This is a genomic window from Streptomyces sp. NPDC059668 (assembly GCF_042734135.1).
Taxonomy (GTDB): Bacteria; Actinomycetota; Actinomycetes; order Streptomycetales; family Streptomycetaceae; genus Streptomyces.
The window spans coordinates 92,011-109,160 of the sequence record NZ_JBHWEL010000017.1 but is presented as its reverse complement, the minus strand read 5'-3'; the positions used below and the strand labels follow the sequence as shown (position 1 = coordinate 109,160).

The following is a 17,150-nucleotide window of genomic DNA, read 5'->3' as shown; positions in this document are numbered from 1 at the left end:
AGCGCGGATGACCGAGGGCACCGTACGGATCGAGGAGAACTCGCTGCTGCTGCCGGGGGGTGTGCGCGTCCGCTTCATGCGGACGCTGCGCCTGCCCGAGACGGGTACGCACGGACTGCCGCCCGGCCTCGGAGAGTTCCCCCTGCGCCGCGTCGAGGACCACGCGGACACGGTGCCCGCCGAGTGGCGTGCGCGGGGCGGTGTGATGCTGCCGGTCCATCTGCGCGAGGCGATGTGGCTGAGCTTCGCGGGTTCGGCGGAACCGGCCGCGTTGCAGGTCGGGGTGGGCAAGGTCTGCGCGATCTCCGGCGAGCCGTGGAGCCCCCGGCTGTCCCTGACCCCGCAGAACCACGTGGTGCTGCCGCGTCAGCCCTGGCTCGACGGCATCAACTCCGGCAGGGGGAAGGTCCGCCAGTTCGTGGCCGTGCCCCTCGGGCTGGGGGCCACGGTCGAGGGACAGGTGACCGGCGAGGAGGTGTGGGGCGGCATCCAGCTGCAGTCGTTCCCGCTCCGTGCGGCGGAGCTCGCGAAGTGGCGCGAGCAGGAGCGGCGCCGGGCCGAGATCAGCCGGTCGGCCGCGCTGATGTCCGGCTACGGGGCCCCTCCCCCGGCGCCGGGCGGCGTGCCGGCCCCCATGGCCGCGCCCGCCGCCGCGGGGCGTGCGAGGAGCGCGCCGGCCATGGGGCTCGGTGTGGGCGGCTCGATGCGCCAGGAGATCCACCCGTCCGACCGGCCCCTCGACGCCTGGGCCCCGGAGCCGGCCGGCCGTGTGTTCGTCCACCTCGTGACGCCTCCCGAGTGGCGGCGCGTCACGGGCGAGGCTCCCCCGCCGTCGCCGGTGGACCGCGCGGCCTACACCCGGGCCGGGCTGCCCTGGTTCGAGTACTACGACGAGGACGCCGGGGATGTGGCCCCCACCGACACGCTGGGCGCGGTGCGGCCCGTCGGCGAGTGGCTCGGCGCCGACCACGAACCCTGGCAGCCGCCCTCTCCCGACCAGGTGATCCAGCTCGGGGACGCGCCGGGCAAACCGGTCACGGACGGTGACTGGTAGGAAGCGGTGCGGGTGCGCGGCGCGCACCCGCAGGCGCCGCCTTTGCGCCGCGCGGGTGTCGCACGCCATGGTGGGTGTCACGGCTGAGGCAACCGACACCCGAGGTGCAGGCATGAGCAGTGGTGCAGAACCCGAGCGTGGCGCGGGCGGCGGCTGGAGCAGGCGCCGGTTCGTCGGGGCGCTGACGGGAGCCGTCGCGGCGACGGCACTGCCCGCGCCCGCGGCCCCCCGCGCCGAGGCAGCGCGAGCCGAGGCAGCGCCCACCGTCGGCTCGCCCCCGACCCGCCGCTCGGCCGCCCCCGCCGTCCGTCCCCTGTTCATCGGCACGTACACCTCGGTCGACGGCGGCGGGAAGGGGATCGGACTGGCCACGTACGACTCCGGCACCGGCGCCATCACCGCCACCGGCACGGTGACCGGCGTCGCCGACCCCTCGTACCTGGCCGTGCATCCGGACGGCCGCACCCTGTACGCCGTCGACGAGCGGCCCGAGGGCGGGGTGACGGCCGTACGCCTCGCGGGCGACAAGGTGCTCGGCACCCGGAGCACCGGCGGCTCGGGCCCCTGCCACCTGTCGGTGCACCCGAGCGGGCACTGGCTGCTGAGCGCCAACTACGGCTCGGGCAGTGTGGCCGTGCACCCCATCGACGCCTCGGGCGCGCTCGGTGAACGCACGGCGCTGGTCAAGCACACCCGCCCGGCTCCCGGCCCCGGCCAGCAGGGACCGCACGCCCACCAGTTCATCACCGGCCCGGACGGCAGCCACGTCCTCGCCGTGGACCTGGGTACCGACACCGTCTACACCTACCGCCTGGACCCGTCCGAGGGCACTCTCGCCGAGGTGTCCCAGGCGCACACCCGTCCGGGCGCGGGTCCGCGCCACCTCACCTTCCACCCCGGCGGCCGCTTCGCCTATCTCGCCAACGAGGTGGACAACACGGTCGTGGTCTGCGGGTACGACCGGACGAGCGGGCGCGTCACCGTGGGGAAGGCGCAGTCCACGGGCACGGGGACGGGCACCAACTACCCGGCGCAGTTCCTGGTGACGTCGGACGGCGCGTACGCCTTCCTGGCCAATCGCGGCGCCAACTGTCTGACGCGCTACGCGGTCGAGGCGGACGGCGCGCGCCTGAGGCTCCTGGACACGGTGCCGGTCGGCGGCGACTTCCCGCGCCAGATCGCCTTCTCGCCCGACGAGCGGCTGCTGTTCGCCGCGAATCAGCGCTCCGGCACGGTCAGCGTCTTCCATGTCGACGCCGGGAGCGGTGGCCTGCGGCGCGCGGGCGAGCCGTTCGCGTCACCCGTCGCCGTCTGCGCGCTGCCGCTGTAGCGCGCGGGGGCAGGCGGTGGAGCTCGCCTGCGTGAGCAGCGCGTGCATCCGCTCGGTGAGCTGGGAGACGTCGTCGGCCGGCGCGTGGAAGGGCAGTCGCACGTCTCCGTCGCCCCGTGCCCGCTCGATGCGCAGGGTCAGGCCGTGCCGGTCGACGGCGAGCGGCTGGACGCGGACCGCGCCGTGCAGGCTCTCCGGCTCGACGAGGCGGGTCAGCCGCTCGACGGCGTCGGGGTGCGTGTCGGCGAGGTGGGTGAGCAGAGCGGCCTCGGCCGTGGCCAGCGGATCGGGGCCGGCGTCGGCGAACTCGTCGAGGTCGACCACGACGGCGCCGGACGCGTCACGCAGCACGGCACGCGAGGCCTGGAACCCCAGATGCCCCTCCCCCACCACGAGCCGGCCGGCCATCCAGAGGCGGGTGCGGATCCGGCGACGCACCGGGACCGGCGCGACGTCCGCGAACTCCAGGACGGCCGACGGCTCGCCGCGGGGCGCGCAGACGGCGGCGGCGAGCAGCGCGCTGTCGTCCGGCACCCGCAGCAGGATCCTGCCGTCCGCGGTGACGCTGTGCGCGCCGAGGAGCTCCTCGCGGCCGCCCTCGGCGGTCACCGCGCAGGACCAGGCCGCGGCGAGCACCGAGCGGGCGCGCTCGGCCACGGCGGGCGTGGCCGTCCAGACATGACGGTCACCCATTCGGTCACCCATCCCAACCTCCATTAGGTAAGCCTTGCCTAACCTATCGAAGATCCGGGTGTACGCCAACCGTGCCGCACCCACGGCACCCTCAGGGGTTACGGAGCGATCGCGCCCAGCAGCGCCCGCGCGCAGAGATCACGCAGCTGCTCCCGCGTCAGTTCCGCCCCCCGCAGCCACTCCAGACACACGGCCGTGGTGAAGGCGAGCCAGCCGCGCACGGCGATCCGCAGTTCGGGCCGCTCCACGGCCGCGCGGCCGAAGTCCGGGTCCGCGGCCAGCGCCTCCAGGATCTGCCGCTCCTGAGCGGCCAGGGACCGCCGGTAGACCGCGCGCACCGCCTGGTCACCGGCGGCGTCGGCGCGGTGGAAGGCGCGGAAACCGTGGGCATGCGTCTCCACGTACGCCAGGAAGGTGTCCAGCGCGGCGCCGAGCTGCTCCCGCACGGCGACCCCGGGCACCGCCGCCGTCATGCGCAGCATGCGCTCGCTCTCGCGCTCCACGACCGCGGCGAAGAAGTCCCGTTTGGTCGGGAAGTAGTGGTACAGGAGACCGCGCGACACCCCGGCGATCTCCGCGACCTGCTCGATCCACACCTCGTCGTAGGGACTCTCCGAGAACAGCCGCGCCCCCACCGACAGAAGCTGCTCCCGGCGCTCCCCGGTACTCAGCCGTCGGCGTGCGCGCTCCTCCCCTTCCCCCCGTTTCCCGGCCATGTCCGCACCTTACTTGACGTCGGTTCAGCAACGGGAACAGACTGGAATCCGCTATTGAACCCGCGTACAACAGAGCCGAACGGCCGCAGGCACAAGGGAGATCGCGTGATGGCGGAGACGACAGGGGCCGCACTGCCCAAGGGGTTCCGCAGTGCCGAGCTGGGCTGGCCGGAGCTGCACCGCATCCCGCATCCGCCGTACCGGATCCCGGTCGTCGGTGACGTGATCGGCTCCAACGTCCGCTCCCCGCTACAGGATTCGATGCGCTTCGGGCGGCGGCTCGGGCCGATCTTCCGGCGCAGGGCCTTCGGCAAGGAGATCGTCTTCGTGTGGGGCTCGCGGCTCGCGGCCGAGCTGGCGGACGAGACCCGGTTCGCCAAGCACGTGGGACTCGGGGTGGCCAACCTCCGGCCGGTCGCCGGGGACGGCCTGTTCACCGCCTACAACCACGAGCCGAACTGGCAACTGGCGCACGACGTGCTGGCCCCCGGGTTCAGCCGCGAGGCCATGGAGGGCTACCACCCGATGATGCTGGCCGTCGCCGAGCGGCTGACCGACCGCTGGGACCGGGAGCGGGCCGCCGGACGCGCGGTCGACGTGCCCGCCGACATGACGAAGCTGACGCTGGAGACGATCGCCCGCACCGGCTTCGGCCACGACTTCGGCTCCTTCGAGCGCTCCCGGCCGCACCCCTTCGTGACCGCGATGGTCGGCACCCTGACCTACGCGCAGCGCCTCAACGTGCTCCCCGCGCCGCTGGCACCCGTGGTGCTGCGCGGCGCCACCCGGCGCAACGCGGCGGACATGGCGTACCTGAACCACACGGTCGACGGTGTCGTGGCGGCCCGCCGTCGATCCGCCGGCGAAGGAGACCTGCTCGACCGCATGCTGGAGACCGCCCACCCCGAGACCGGGGAGCGGCTGACGCCCGAGAACATCCGCCGTCAGGTCATCACGTTCCTGGTCGCGGGTCACGAGACGACCTCGGGCGCGCTCTCGTTCGCCCTGCACTACCTCTCCCGGCACCCCGGCATCGCCGCCCGCGCCCGGGCCGAGGTGGACCGCGTCTGGGGCGACACGCCCCGGCCCGGCTACGACCAGGTCGCCAAGCTGCGGTACGTGCGCCGGATCCTCGACGAGTCGCTGCGACTGTGGCCGACGGCGCCCGCCTTCGCGCGCGAGGCCCGGGAGGACACCGTGCTGGGCGGCGTCCACCCGATGCGGCCGGGAGCGTGGACCCTGGTCCTGACGGCGATGCTGCACCGCGATCCGGACGTCTGGGGAGCCGATGCCGAGGCCTTCGACCCGGACCGCTTCGACGCACAGGCCGTACGGTCCCGGCCCGGCCACACCTTCAAGCCGTTCGGGACCGGCGCCCGCGCCTGCATCGGCCGGCAGTTCGCGCTGCACGAGGCGACGCTGGTCCTCGGGCTGCTGCTGCGCCGCTACGAACTGCACCCCGAGCCGGACTACCGGCTGCGGATCGCCGAGCGGCTCACGCTGATGCCGGAAGGACTGCGGCTGCGCCTCGAAGAGCGCGCGCCCGCACCGGAGTCAGCCCCGGACCGTCCAGTGATCCGGTCGGCCGACTGAACCCGGCAGCCTGGTACCGGACCCGCCCCGGGCCGCGTTCACCTGGGGCTGGGTCAGGAAGAACGCCCCGGTCAGGTCGGCGTCCGTGAGATCGGTGTCCCGCAGGTCGGCGCCGATCAGGTCCGCGCCCCGCAGATCCGCGCCCGTGAGGTCGGCGGCGATGAGGTAGGCGCCGCGCAGGTCCGCGCCCCGCAGATCGGCACCCTTGAGACGGGCGCCCATCAGGTCGGCACCCCGGCGGTCCTTCTTCCTGCCGTCCTTCCCGCGTCCGGCTCCCGCCCGTACCAGTTCGCTGGTCCGCAGCAACAGCACGTTGACCTCCTGCCGGTGCGCGCCGACGTCCAGCTCCCCCAGTTCGCCGGGGGTCAGGCGGGTCAGCCGTTCGGTGGTGGCCAGCGCGCGGCGGACGTCGGCGTGCACCGGGCCGGCCGCGGGCAGCGTGAGCGTCTCGTTCAGGTACCAGAGCAGTTCGTGGAGTCCGCGGACGACCGGGAACACGTCGAACATCTGCCGGGCGCGCTCCGCCGGGACGGAGTGCCAGTCCTGGCCGCCGAAGGTGACCTGGGAGACCTTCTGTCCGGCGCCGAAGCAGTCGTACACCGTGCAGCCCGTGAAGCCCTTCTGGCGCAGCCGCGTGTGGATCCCGCACCGCGAGTCGGCCGCCAGGTTCGGGCACGGCTTCCCGGCGTCCTTGTCGATCGCGAAGTCGGCCGAACGGGCGAAGGGCAGCGCGACGCAGCACAGCCCGAAACACTCACCGCAGTCGGCCCGCAGCTCCAGGAGCCGGTCCGTGGCTGTTGCGCTGTCTTCCTGCATGCCCCCAGCCTACTGACCCGCGAACAACCGCCTGAACTGGGCCGATGACATGACCGGCCACCGGGTGGGTGGAGCCCGGGGACGGTGCGGGGCGGCGCCCGCGGGGGACGGGGCCGGGACAAGGAGTGCTCCGGCTCTGGAGGTTTTCGGCCGCACCGGGTATCGAGGCGGCCATGGACGACACACTCCCGCGCGGCCTGCCCCTCCCTCCTCCGCTGGGCGCGAGCGCGCTGCCGCCCGGAACGTACGACGGCACGCTGGTCCTGGTCACCGGCGGCGGCACCGGACTGGGCAAGGCGATCGCCGCGGAGTTCGCGCGGCTCGGCGCCGATCTGCTGCTGGTGAGCCGCGGCACGGAACATCTGCGCACCGCCCGGGCCGAGCTGGCCGGCCTGGGCACCCGGGTGACGACGGCGGTGTGCGACGTACGGGACGCGGAGCGCGTCGCGGAGGTCTTCGACGGGTCTCCGCTGCCCGGGGTCCTGGTGAACAACGCGGCGGCCAACTTCCCCGTGCCGGCCGAGGACATGACGCCGAACGCCTGGCGGGCGGTCGTCGACATCACCCTCACCGGAACCTTCCTGATGACGCGCGAGTTCGGCCGCCGTCATCTGGCCGCCGGCACACCCGGCTCGATCATCGACGTCGGTGCCTCGTACGCCTGGACCGGCGGCCCGGGCTACGCGCACAGCGCCGCGGCGAAGGCGGGGGTGCGCAATCTGGTGGAGACCCTGGCCGTGGAGTGGGGACCGTACGGCATCCAGGTCAACGGGCTGGTGCCCGGGCTGATGCCGCACGGGGACATGACCGCCGACATCCGGGGTGCGCTGGACCGGGCGGGGACGCACGACGCGCGCCAGCCCGCGCTGCGGGTCGGCGCACCGCGCGAACTCGGCTGGGCGGCCACCTTCCTGGCCTCCCCCTACGCCCGTTTCATCACCGGCCACACCCTGGTGGTGGACGGTGCGAACTGGCAGCGCAGGGGACTCGTCGGCGCACCGGTGGTGCCGGTGCGCGACCAGCTGGGCCTCGGCCCGTTCACCGGCTGACGGTCAGTCGGCGAACGGGGAGAGGTCGAGCCGTGCCAGCCGCTCGGGGTCGGACAGGATGTACATCCCGGCGATCCTGCCGTCGGCGACGGTGACGCCCATGACCGCAAGGGGCGAGCCCCCGGGCGCCGTCACCACGCCGATCGCGCCGTTGACGAGCGCGAGCCGCGAGGAGTCCGCGAACTGCCGGAACACGAGGGCCTGCCGGGCGACGGTCGCGGCACCGCGCACCAGCTTGGACGCGGCCGCGCCGCCGACGACGGCGCCGGAGTCGGCGCGCAGCACGACCTCGGGGTCGAGGACGGCGAGCAGCGCCTCGAAGTCCCCCGCGCGTGAGGCCGCGAGGAAGGCGTCCAGGACCTTCTTCTGCCGGCCGAGGTCCGGCTCGGTCTCCGGGGCGGCTCCCTGAACGCGGCGCCGCGCACGGCTGGCGAGCTGCCGGGTCGCGGCCGAGGAGCGGCCCACGACGGGCGCGATGTCGTCGAAGGGCACCGCGAACATGTCGTGCAGCACGAACGCGAGCCGCTCGGCGGGCTCCAGCGTCTCCAGCACCACGAGCAGGGCGAGCCCGACCGAGTCGGCCAGCAGCGCCTCCTGCTCGGGATCGACCCGGTCCAGGGGACTCACGACCGGATCGGGGACGTAGGTGTCCATCGGCTCCTCGCGACGCGCGGTGCGGGAGCGCAGCATGTCCAGGCAGACCCGGCCGGCCACGGTGGTCAGCCAGGCCGCCAGGTTCCTGATGCCGCTCGCGTCGGTCCGGCTCAGCTTGAGCCAGGTCTCCTGCACGGCGTCGTCGGCCTCGCTCAGCGAGCCGAGCATCCGGTAGGCCACCGCTCTCAGGCGGCCCCGGTGCTCCTCGAACCGCTCGGCGAGAAGCCCTTCGTCGTCCCCCACCCGTCCCCCTTCCCCTCCGCCCGCGACCCCGCGCGGAGCCGTTCGCCGTCCGGACCGGGCGTCCGCCGGGCCGGACGGAGCGCGGAGCCGGTCACGTGACAGGTCCGGTGTCCACCGGGCCCGACGCCGCTCACCACCGCGTCCGATCAAAGCACGCCGGTCACTTCCCCTCGAACCTCGGCACGCGGCGGGCGCCCCTCGCCGCGTATCCCTCGCGGCAGTCCTCGGAGGCCAGGGTGAGCGCCGCCGATCCCGCGGTGCGGTCGAGGGCCGCCGCGAGGCCCGCGTCGGCGTACGCGTCGATGTCCTGTTTGATGCCCCGCACCGCGAGCGGCGCGTTCGCCGCGATCTCTGCCGCGACGGCACGGGCGGCCTCGTCCAGTTCGCCGCGGGCGACCACGAGTTGGACCAGGTGGAGCCGCTCGGCGGTGCCGGCGTCCAGCGAACGGCCCGTCAGGGCGAGGTACTTCGCCCACCCGGCGCCCGCCTCCCGGGCGATCCGCAGATCACCTCCCGCGTCGACGGCGACCCCGAGCCGTGCCTCCGGCAGCGCGAACACCGCGTCGTCGGCGGCGATCCTGACGTCCGCCATCAGTGCCAGCTCGAAGCCGAATCCCAGACAGTACCCCTGGACGGCCGCGACCACCGGCTGCGGCAGACCGGCGAAGACCGCGAACCGCTCGTGTGCCCAGCGGATCCCCTCGTAGTAGTTGCGGGCCCGCTCCGCGTCCGTGCGCCCCTCGATCGCGCCGCCCGGCGCCGTCACGTCGATGCCCGCGCAGAAGGCCCGCCCCTGTGCCCGCAGCAGGACCACCCGCACCGATGCGTCGAAGCGGATCCGGTCGGCCAGCAGGCCGAGTTGGCGCGTCGACTCCCAGCTCCACGCGTTGAGCCTGCCCGGACGGCAGAGGGTGAGGACGCCGACCCCGTCCTCGACCTCCAGGCGCAGCCGCTCCTCACCCTCCGGGACGTCGGTGCGCAAGGTGTCGATCATCCGTGCCCCCTCTCGGTTCTGACAACCCGTCAGAACCGTAGGGGACCTCAGACCTCGTCGCGCGTCAACGCCAGCAGACGGTCCAGTACGCGGGACCCGCCGGCCCGTACGCCGTCGTGCTCGAACTCGTCGGTCACCCAGGTGCGCAGACCGCCGATGGCGCGGGCGGTGCGCAGCGCGTGCTCCGTGTCGACGTACATGTCGTCGTGGTAGACGGCCGCGGCCACCGGGACCTCGTTGGCGGCGAGGCGGGCGGGATCGTACAGCGGTCCCCAGTCGGTGCGGGCGGCCAGTTCCTCGGCGGTCTCGCGCAGTGGCCGCAGCGCGGGGTCGGTGTCGAACATCCACGGGTGCACGGACTCGCCGGTGAACAGCAGCGGTCCCTCGTCCGCCAGAGTCTTGGCCGCGTCGAACTGCGGGAACTCGGCGCGCACCCGCTCGGCGGACCAGGCGGTGGGCCGGTCGTCCTGCCCGTAGATCGCCTCGTGGATCAGCGCGTACAGCGGGTGGCCCGCGTGCGAGAGCAGCCCCTGCACCTCCTCCTGGAAGGCGTCGGAGAGGGCCGGGCCCTGCGGGGTGCGGACGAAGGCGTCCTCCAGGAGGTAGTGCAGCCGGTGGCTCCCCTCACTGCCGCCGAGGAGGATGCCGAGCGACTGGAAGGCCTCGACGGTGAGCCGGTAGCCGCCACTCAGGACCGGCTCGTGCCGTACCAGGTACTCGGCGATCTGCCGGGCGCGCTCCACGTCCTGAGGGTAACGCGCGTAGTGTGCCGCGACTTTGCGTTCGATACGGGGGTACGCGGCGCGGTAGACGTCGTCCGCGTGCGCGTCCAGTCCCGGCAGTCCGCCGGTGATCAGGACCGCGCGCAGGCCCTCGGGGGCCGTCGAGAGGTAGTTGACCGCGCAGAAGCCGCCGAAGCTCTGGCCCAGTACGGTCCAGGGCGCGCCGCCGGTGAGCCGGGGGCGGATGGCCTCGCAGTCGCGGACGATGGAGTCGCCGCGGAAGTGCGCGAGGTAGTCCGCCTGTGCGCGCGGGCCGCCCCGCAGCGGGAGTGTCTGGCGGTTGGCGGGCGTGGAGTGGCCGGTGCCGCGCTGGTCCAGCAGCAGGACCCGGAACTCCTTGAGCGCGCGGCCGAGCCAGGCCTGCTTGCCGACGAAACGGTTGGCGCCGAAGCCGGGGCCGCCCTGGAGGTAGACCAGCCAGGGGAGGTCCTGGTGCGCCTTCTCGCTCGCGACGACCGCGCGGGCGAACAGCGAGATGCTCTCCCCCGACGGCTCGTCGTGGTCGAGGGGCACGGTGAAGCGGTGGTCGGTCAGGACGACACCGGGCTGACGGTAGCTGACGGTCAACGGGACTCCCCAGACGTACGGATTCCAGGCTGCGTCCCAGTTGAACACATGCTCCCCGGCCGGCGGAGCCCGGGGATCAAGAAACCGTACTGAATGACCGCTCAGCACCGGGCGGGGGGATTCAGCGTGCGGACAGGCTGGAGCGGCGTACCACCAGCTCCGGCTGGAGGACCACCCGGCGGTGCTCGTGCGGCACCGGAGCCGTCTCGGCCTCCGTCTCCTCCAGCAGCAGCTCGGCGGCGAGGGCACCCATCGTCATGGCGGGCTGGCGCACCGAGGTGAGCGGGACGGCCGCCGCGGCGGCGAACTCGATGTCGTCGTACCCGACGATCGCGAGGTCGTCGGGGACGCCGACGCCTGCCGCGTACATGGCCTGAAGGACGCCGAGGGCGAGCAGGTCGTTGGCGCAGAAGACGGCGGTCGGGCGCACGGCCAGGCCGAGGAGCCGGGCGCCGGCGTCACGGCCCGCGGCGACGTCCAGTCGCTGGGTCGGCAGCTCCCTGAGCGCGCTGGGCGGCAGCCCGGCCTCGGCCAGCGCGTTCAGCGCACCGGTGCGCCGGTCGGTGACCTGGTTCAGTCCGGGCGGTCCGCTGACGTACGCGATCGAGCGGTGACCGGCGTCGACGAGGTGGCGTACGGCCAGCGCGCCGCCCTCCACGTCGTCGACCGAGACCGAGCACTCGGTGGTGCCCTCGGCGACCCGGTCGACCAGTACGAAGGGGATGCCGTTGCGGCGGAAGGTCTCGATGTTGCGCCCCGTCGCGTCGGCGGGGGTGAGCAGCACCCCGCGGACCCGCTGCTCGGCGAAGAGCGACAGGTAGTCGGCCTCCTCGCTCGCGCTCTGCGCGCTGTTGCAGACCATCACGCCGAGCCCGGCGTCCCGGGCGGCCCGCTCGGCGCCGCGCGCCACGTCGACGAAGAAGGGGTTTCCCATGTCTAGGACGAGCAGGCCCATGATCCGGCTGCGCCCGGCCCGCAGCTGGCGCGCCGACTCGCTGCGGACGTAGCCCAGCCGGTCTATGGCCGACTGGACCCGCGCCCGGGTCTCGGAGGCCACCGTGTCCGGGCGGTTGATCACGTTCGAGACCGTGCCCACGGAGACTCCGGCGGCGCGGGCGACGTCCTTGATACCCACCGACTGAGCCATCAGGCAGGAACCTCCAGGTAAACGAGAAGCGGCGGGCGGGCCTTCACATTACCCGCGCACTCCTGGGGACCGGCGCTCATGCGGGCAGCCGGGACGCGACGACGTGAGGTGCCCGGGGCGCCGTGCCGCCGGGCTCTCTCCCGTACGAGAACGACGGCGTCCCGGCCCTCGGGACGCGGGTCTCGCCGATGACGGACTCCTCGGTCCGGGCGCCCGCCGCGGTCCTGCCGGGGCCGAGCGCGCCGACGACGGGCACCGCCGCCGGTGACGGGGCCCGGGCCGGCGGGGGCGGCCCGGCGCGGACCCGCGACGGCGCCCGCCGGCACCGCCTCGCGCGGGGTGCGTCGTCTCATGTACGGAACTCCTGGTCAGGCGAGATGGAAGACTTCGGTGAGGGGTTTCATCGCCTCGTCGGGTCCGGCGCCGTCCAGCGATTCGAAGAACGGCGCCATCTCCGCCTGCCAGCGGGCGTTGACGTCGGTGGCCTCCATGGCGGCCCGGGCGGCCGCGAAGTCCTCGGTCTCCAGGTAGCCGACCAGCAGCCCGTCCTCGCGCAGGAACAGCGAGTAGTTGTGCCAGCCGGTGGCCGAGAGTGCCTGGAGCATCTCGGGCCACACGGCGGCATGCCGCTCGCGGTACTCGTCGAGGCGGTCCGCCCGGACCTTCAGCAGAAAGCACACACGCTGCATCAAGGACCCTTCAGCCCCTAGAAGTTGAACTGGTCGATGTTCTTGGCGTCGAAGACGGTCGGCTTGCCCAGGTTGATCACGCCGTCCTTGCCGATGGTGAAGCTCCCCATGTCGCCGGCCTTGAAGGTCTCGCCCTCCTTGCCGCTGATCTGTCCCGACACCAGCGCGACGGCGGTGCGGGCGGCGAGCTCACCGAGCTTCGCCGGGTCCCACAGCTCGAAGCCGTCGACGGTGCCGTTCTTGACGTACTTGCGCATGTCGTTGGGGGTGCCGAGGCCGGTCAGCTTGACCTTGCCCTTGTACTTGGAGCCGGACAGGTACTGGGCCGCCGCCTTGATGCCGACCGTGGTCGGGGAGATGATCCCCTTGAGGTTCGGGTGCTCCTGGAGAAGGCCCTGGGTCTGCTGGAAGGACTGCTGTGCGTCGTCGTTGCCGTAGGCGACCTTGACCAGCTTGACGTCCTTGTACTTGGGGTCCTTCAGCTCGTCCTTCATGAAGTCGATCCAGGTGTTCTGGTTCGTCGCGGTCTGCGCGGCGGACAGGATCGCGATCTCGCCCTTGTAACCGATCTGCTCGGCGAGCAGCTGCACCTCGGTGCGGCCCAGGTCCTCGGCGCTGGCCTGCGAGACGAAGGCGTTGCGGCACTCGGGCTTGGTGTCGGAGTCGTAGGTGACGACCTTGATCTTGTTGCTCATGGCCTGCTTGAGCGCGGTGCACAGGGCGCCCGGGTCCTGTGCGGACACGGCCATCGCGTCGACCTGCTGCTGGGTGAGCGTGTTGACATAGCTCACCTGGCCGGACGTGTCGGTGGCGCTGCTGGGGCCGACCTCCTTGTACGTGGAGCCCAGTGCCGTCAGCGCCTTCTCGCCACCCTTGTCGGACGAGGTGAAGTACGGGTTGTTGACCTGCTTGGGCAGGAACCCGACCGTCAGGCCCTTCTTGGTCGCCGCGTTCGGGTCGGCCTTGCCGGCCGTGGCGTTCGAACCGCTGTCGGCCTTCACGTCCTTCTTCGTGGTGCCACCGCAGGCGGTGGCCGCCAGGGCGAGCGAGGTGACGGCGGCGAGCGCCACGCAGGTGCGGCGGATCGTTGACTTGCGCATGGCGGAAGTTCCTTTACGAGGGTGGGCGGTTACGAGGTCGGAGTCGAGGCGGCTCTGCGGCCCGCCCTCGCTACGGAGATCTGCCGCGCGACCCGGGGGCCGAGCACGGAGACGACGAGCAGAACGCCGGTGACGACGATCTGCGACTGCGCGGAGACGTTGGAGAGGCTCATCACGTTCTGCAGCGCGCCGAGCAGGAAGACCCCCGCGATCGCGCCGCCGAGCGTGCCCTTGCCGCCGTCGAAGTCGATGCCGCCCAGCAGGACGGCGGCGACGACGGAGAGTTCGAGGCCGGTGGCGTTGTCGTAGCGGGCGCTGGCGTAGTGCAGCGCCCAGAAGACGCCGGTCAGCGAGGCCATGAAGCCGGTGGCGACGAAGAGGATCAGCTTCTGCCGCTTGACCCGGATGCCGGCGAACCGCGCGGCCTCCTCGTTGGCGCCGACGGCGAAGGCCGAGCGTCCGAACGGGGTGGCGTGCAGGACGACCACGGCGATCGCGAGGAGCACCAGGAAGGGCAGGAAGGCCTGCGGGACGAAGGTGTTCCCGATGCGCCCGGCCGCGAAGTCCTGGTACTGCGTGGGGAAGTCGGTCACCGCGTCCGAGCCGAGCACGATCTGCGCGATGCCCCGGTAGGCGGCGAGCGTGCCGATGGTGACGGCGAGGGAGGGCAGCCCGAGCCGGGTCACCAGCAGGCCGTTGACCAGTCCGCACACCACGCCGAGCAGCAGGCACAGCGGGATGATCGTCTCGATCGCCATGCCCTGGTTCCACAGGGCGCCCATCACCGAGCCGGACAGACCGGCCGTGGAGGCGACCGAGAGGTCGATCTCGCCGGCCACCACGAGCAGGGTCATCGGCAGCGCGATCAGCGCGATGGGCAGGGTGTTGCCGATCAGGAACGACAGGTTGAGGGCGTTGCCGAAGCCGTCGACGAAGCCGAAGGAGAACAGCAGCAGGACGATGAGGAGGGCGCCGACGACCGTGTCCCAGCGGACGGCGCGCGCGAGGGGCGAGTCAGCCATGGCGGGCGTTCCTCTTCTTCAGTGCGGAGGCCACGCGCAGCGCGACGATCCGGTCGACCGCGATGGCGAGGATGAGCAGCACACCGTTGATGGCGAGCACCCAGACGGAGCTGACGCCGAGCGCGGGCAGCACGCTGTTGATGGAGGTGAGCAGCAGCGCGCCGAGCGCGGCGCCGTAGACGCTGCCGGAACCGCCGGTGAAGACGACACCGCCGACCACCACGGCGCTGACGACGGTGAGTTCGTAGCCGGTGCTGGTGCCGGAGTCGACGTTGCCGAACCGGGCGAGGTACAGCGCGCCGGCGAGGCCGGCGAGGCCGCCGCAGACGACGTACGCGGTCAGGATGCGCTTGCGGACCGGGATGCCGGCCAGCCGCGCGGCCTCGGGGTTGGAGCCGAGCGCGTACAACTCCCGTCCGCTGCCGAAGTGCTTGAGGCAGTAGGCGGTGACCAGCAGTACGGCCAGGGCGATCAGCGCGAGGTAGGGCACCGCCGAGATGCCGCCGGAGCCGAAGTCGACGAAGCTGCCGGGGAGGTCGGCCGCGGTGATCTGCCGGGAGCCGACCCAGATGGAGTCGATGCCGCGGATGATGTAGAGCGTGCCGAGGGTGACGACGAGCGCGGGCACCTGGCCGAGGCTGACCAGCAGACCGTTGACGAGTCCCCATCCGACGCCGAGCAGCACCGCGAGGAACACCGCGACGACGGGGTTCCCGCCGCCCTGAAGATAGGTGCCGGCCGCGAAGGCGCTGATGCCGAGCGTGGAGCCGACCGACAGGTCGACGTTCCGGGTGATCACCACCAGCGACTGGCCGGTGGCGACCAGCACCAGGATGGTCGCGTTCAGCAGCAGGTCCTTGATGCCCTGTTCGGACAGGAACTGGCTGTTGCCCAGCTGGGTGATGACGATCATCACCAGGAAGACGGCGAGGATGGCGAGTTCGCGCATCTTGAAGACGCGGTCCACCAGCCGGGTTCCGCTCGACCGGGGGACCTCGGCGGCGGGGGCGGGGTTGGGCGCGGTCACCGTCATGCGGCGGCCCTCCCGGTGTCGGTCGGCGTCATGCGGCGGCCCTCCCGGTCGCTGCGGCCATCACGGATTCCTCGGTGGCTTCGGAGCGCGGGATCTCCGCGGTGAGCCGGCCCTCGTGCATCACGAGGACCCGGTCCGCCATGCCGAGGATCTCCGGCAGGTCGGAGGAGATCATCAGGACGGCGACGCCGTCCGCGGCCAACTCGCTGAGCAGCCGGTGCACTTCGGCCTTCGTCCCGACGTCGATACCGCGCGTCGGCTCGTCCACGATCAGGACCTTGGGGCCGGTGGCGAGCCACTTGGCCAGCACGACCTTCTGCTGGTTGCCACCGGAGAGCGTGGCCACCGTATCGGCGATCCGGGCGTACTTGACCTGGAGCTTGACGGCCCAGTCGAGGGAACGGCTGCGCTCGGCGCCCCGGTCCATCAGGCCCGCCCTGACCGTCGTACGGAGCCCGGTCAGGCCGATGTTGCGCTCGATGGACATGTCCATCACCAGGCCCTGGGCGCGCCGGTCCTCGGGGACGAGGGCGAGGCCCGCGGACATGGCCGTCGAGGGCGCGCCGTTAGTGAGCGCCCTGCCGTCGACCTCCACCTCCCCGGCGTCCCAGCGGTCCACGCCGAAGACGGCCCGGGCCACCTCCGTACGGCCCGCGCCGACGAGCCCGGCGAGACCGACGATCTCACCGCGCCGGACGTCGAAGGAGACGTCGGTGAAGACGCCCTCGCGGGTCAGACGGCGCACGCTGAGGGCGACCTCGCCCGCCTCGACGTCCTGCTTGGGGTAGAGCTCGTCGAGGTCGCGGCCGACCATCCGGCGTACGAGGTCGTCCTCCGTCATGCCCTCCAGCGGCTCGCTGGATATCAGGGCGCCGTCGCGCAGGGTCGTGACCCGCCGGCAGATCTGGAAGATCTCCTCCAGCCGGTGCGAGATGAACAGCACCGCCGAGCCCTGCTCGCGCAGGGTGCGCACCACGCCGAACAGGCGCGCCACCTCGCTGCCGGTGAGGGCGGCGGTCGGCTCGTCCATGATCAGGACCCGGGCGTCGAAGGAGAGCGCCTTGGCGATCTCGACGATCTGCTGGTCGGCGATGGACAGTCCGCGCGCCGGGCGCTCCGGGTCGAGTTCGACGCCGAGGCGCTTCATCAGTCCGGCGGTCGCGGCGTGGGTGGCCTTGTGGTCGATGCGGCCGAGCGCGCGCCGGGGCTGGCGGCCCATGAAGATGTTCTCGGCGATCGACAGGTCGGGGAAGAGCGTGGGCTCCTGATAGATCACCGCGATACCCGCGTCGCGGGCGTCGGCGGGACCGTGGAAGACAGTGGGCTCGCCGTCCAGCAGCACCCGACCGGCGTCCGGTCGGTGCACGCCGGCGAGCGTCTTGATGAGGGTCGACTTGCCCGCGCCGTTCTCACCGGCGAGTGCGTGCACTTCGCCGGGGAACAGTTCCAGGGACACGTCCCGCAGGGCGCGCACCGCGCCGAAGGACTTGGAGATGTCCTCCAGCGCCAGTACGGGGGCCGGACCCGCGTCGGACCGGTGGGTCATGGGAGCTCCTCAACGACGCGGGCGGAGAGGCCTCACGACGTCGTGAAAGGTTTCAACTAGGTTGCCGGGACGTTAGACATGTAGCCCAGGTCACGTCAATGGGTTCAGGTCGAAATTCTCGA

The 17,150-nt window shown here is 72.5% G+C and carries 16 protein-coding genes; 4 read left to right on the top strand and 12 right to left on the bottom strand.

Translation table 11 applies throughout. From position 1 onward, the window contains the following. The first annotated feature begins 7 nt into the window (after positions 1 to 7). Both ACFV2J_RS15580 and ACFV2J_RS15575 read left to right on the top strand, forming a co-directional pair. Entirely contained in the window at positions 8 to 1,054 is a 1,047-nt protein-coding gene (locus tag ACFV2J_RS15580) for a hypothetical protein (RefSeq protein ID WP_385439066.1), read from the top strand. Positions 1,055 to 1,166: 112 nt separating this feature from the next. Further along, positions 1,167 to 2,384, top strand: a complete 1,218-nt coding sequence (locus ACFV2J_RS15575) for a lactonase family protein (protein WP_385090360.1) — start codon at positions 1,167 to 1,169, stop codon at positions 2,382 to 2,384. On the opposite strand, the gene ACFV2J_RS15570 is transcribed toward ACFV2J_RS15575, so the two are convergent. Together ACFV2J_RS15570 and ACFV2J_RS15565 are read right to left on the bottom strand one after the other, a co-directional pair. Continuing rightward, positions 2,352 to 3,077, bottom strand: a complete 726-nt coding sequence (locus tag ACFV2J_RS15570; RefSeq protein WP_385090380.1) for a DUF2470 domain-containing protein — start codon at positions 3,075 to 3,077, stop codon at positions 2,352 to 2,354. The genes ACFV2J_RS15575 and ACFV2J_RS15570 overlap by 33 nt on opposite strands. A 98-nt stretch (positions 3,078 to 3,175) precedes the next feature. Then, positions 3,176 to 3,793, bottom strand: coding sequence for a TetR/AcrR family transcriptional regulator (locus tag ACFV2J_RS15565; RefSeq protein WP_385439062.1), 618 nt, complete (start codon positions 3,791 to 3,793; stop codon positions 3,176 to 3,178). 108 nt (positions 3,794 to 3,901) lie between these two features. Between ACFV2J_RS15565 and ACFV2J_RS15560 the strand changes: the two genes are divergently transcribed. Further along, positions 3,902 to 5,386 carry a cytochrome P450 gene (locus tag ACFV2J_RS15560; protein WP_385090357.1) on the top strand — a complete coding sequence of 495 codons (1,485 nt, stop codon included), beginning with the start codon at positions 3,902 to 3,904 and terminating at the stop codon, positions 5,384 to 5,386. On the opposite strand, the gene ACFV2J_RS15555 is transcribed toward ACFV2J_RS15560, so the two are convergent. After that, positions 5,348 to 6,202: a pentapeptide repeat-containing protein gene (locus tag ACFV2J_RS15555; RefSeq protein WP_385090354.1), complete on the bottom strand. Its 855-nt coding sequence runs from the start codon at positions 6,200 to 6,202 to the stop codon at positions 5,348 to 5,350. The two genes, ACFV2J_RS15560 and ACFV2J_RS15555, sit on opposite strands and share 39 nt — an antisense overlap. Before the next feature lie 173 nt (positions 6,203 to 6,375). On the opposite strand from ACFV2J_RS15555, the gene ACFV2J_RS15550 reads away from it, so the two are divergent. Then, a complete protein-coding gene (locus ACFV2J_RS15550; RefSeq protein ID WP_385439057.1) occupies positions 6,376 to 7,251 on the top strand; it encodes an SDR family oxidoreductase in 876 nt (291 codons plus the stop codon). Between the two features lie 3 nt (positions 7,252 to 7,254). On the opposite strand, the gene sigJ is transcribed toward ACFV2J_RS15550, so the two are convergent. The 9 genes from sigJ to ACFV2J_RS15505 form a co-directional block, all read right to left on the bottom strand. Then, the gene (gene sigJ, locus ACFV2J_RS15545; RefSeq protein ID WP_385439054.1) at positions 7,255 to 8,148 is read right to left on the bottom strand and encodes an RNA polymerase sigma factor SigJ; all 894 of its coding nucleotides are present in this window, start codon (positions 8,146 to 8,148) and stop codon (positions 7,255 to 7,257) included. Between the two features lie 160 nt (positions 8,149 to 8,308). Next, positions 8,309 to 9,142: an enoyl-CoA hydratase/isomerase family protein gene (locus ACFV2J_RS15540; RefSeq protein WP_385439051.1), complete on the bottom strand. Its 834-nt coding sequence runs from the start codon at positions 9,140 to 9,142 to the stop codon at positions 8,309 to 8,311. Between the two features lie 47 nt (positions 9,143 to 9,189). Beyond that, the gene (locus ACFV2J_RS15535) at positions 9,190 to 10,491 is read right to left on the bottom strand and encodes an alpha/beta fold hydrolase (RefSeq protein ID WP_385097290.1); all 1,302 of its coding nucleotides are present in this window, start codon (positions 10,489 to 10,491) and stop codon (positions 9,190 to 9,192) included. A 121-nt stretch (positions 10,492 to 10,612) separates the two neighbouring features. After that, positions 10,613 to 11,638, bottom strand: a complete 1,026-nt coding sequence (locus tag ACFV2J_RS15530) for a LacI family DNA-binding transcriptional regulator (protein ID WP_385439047.1) — start codon at positions 11,636 to 11,638, stop codon at positions 10,613 to 10,615. A gap of 368 nt (positions 11,639 to 12,006) precedes the next feature. After that, positions 12,007 to 12,327: an L-rhamnose mutarotase gene (locus tag ACFV2J_RS15525; RefSeq protein ID WP_385091898.1), complete on the bottom strand. Its 321-nt coding sequence runs from the start codon at positions 12,325 to 12,327 to the stop codon at positions 12,007 to 12,009. A gap of 17 nt (positions 12,328 to 12,344) precedes the next feature. After that, complete coding sequence (rhaS, locus tag ACFV2J_RS15520) at positions 12,345 to 13,427, bottom strand: rhamnose ABC transporter substrate-binding protein (RefSeq protein ID WP_385091895.1); 1,083 nt, start codon at positions 13,425 to 13,427, stop codon at positions 12,345 to 12,347. A 29-nt stretch (positions 13,428 to 13,456) separates the two neighbouring features. Continuing rightward, the gene (locus tag ACFV2J_RS15515) at positions 13,457 to 14,449 is read right to left on the bottom strand and encodes an ABC transporter permease (RefSeq protein ID WP_385439042.1); all 993 of its coding nucleotides are present in this window, start codon (positions 14,447 to 14,449) and stop codon (positions 13,457 to 13,459) included. Next, the gene (locus ACFV2J_RS15510; protein WP_385091888.1) at positions 14,442 to 15,482 is read right to left on the bottom strand and encodes an ABC transporter permease; all 1,041 of its coding nucleotides are present in this window, start codon (positions 15,480 to 15,482) and stop codon (positions 14,442 to 14,444) included. Before ACFV2J_RS15510 ends, ACFV2J_RS15515 begins: the two co-directional genes overlap by 8 nt. A 28-nt stretch (positions 15,483 to 15,510) precedes the next feature. Then, on the bottom strand, positions 15,511 to 17,028 hold the full coding sequence (locus tag ACFV2J_RS15505) for a sugar ABC transporter ATP-binding protein (RefSeq protein ID WP_385091885.1): 1,518 nt from the start codon (positions 17,026 to 17,028) through the stop codon (positions 15,511 to 15,513). Positions 17,029 to 17,150: the final 122 nt, after the last annotated feature.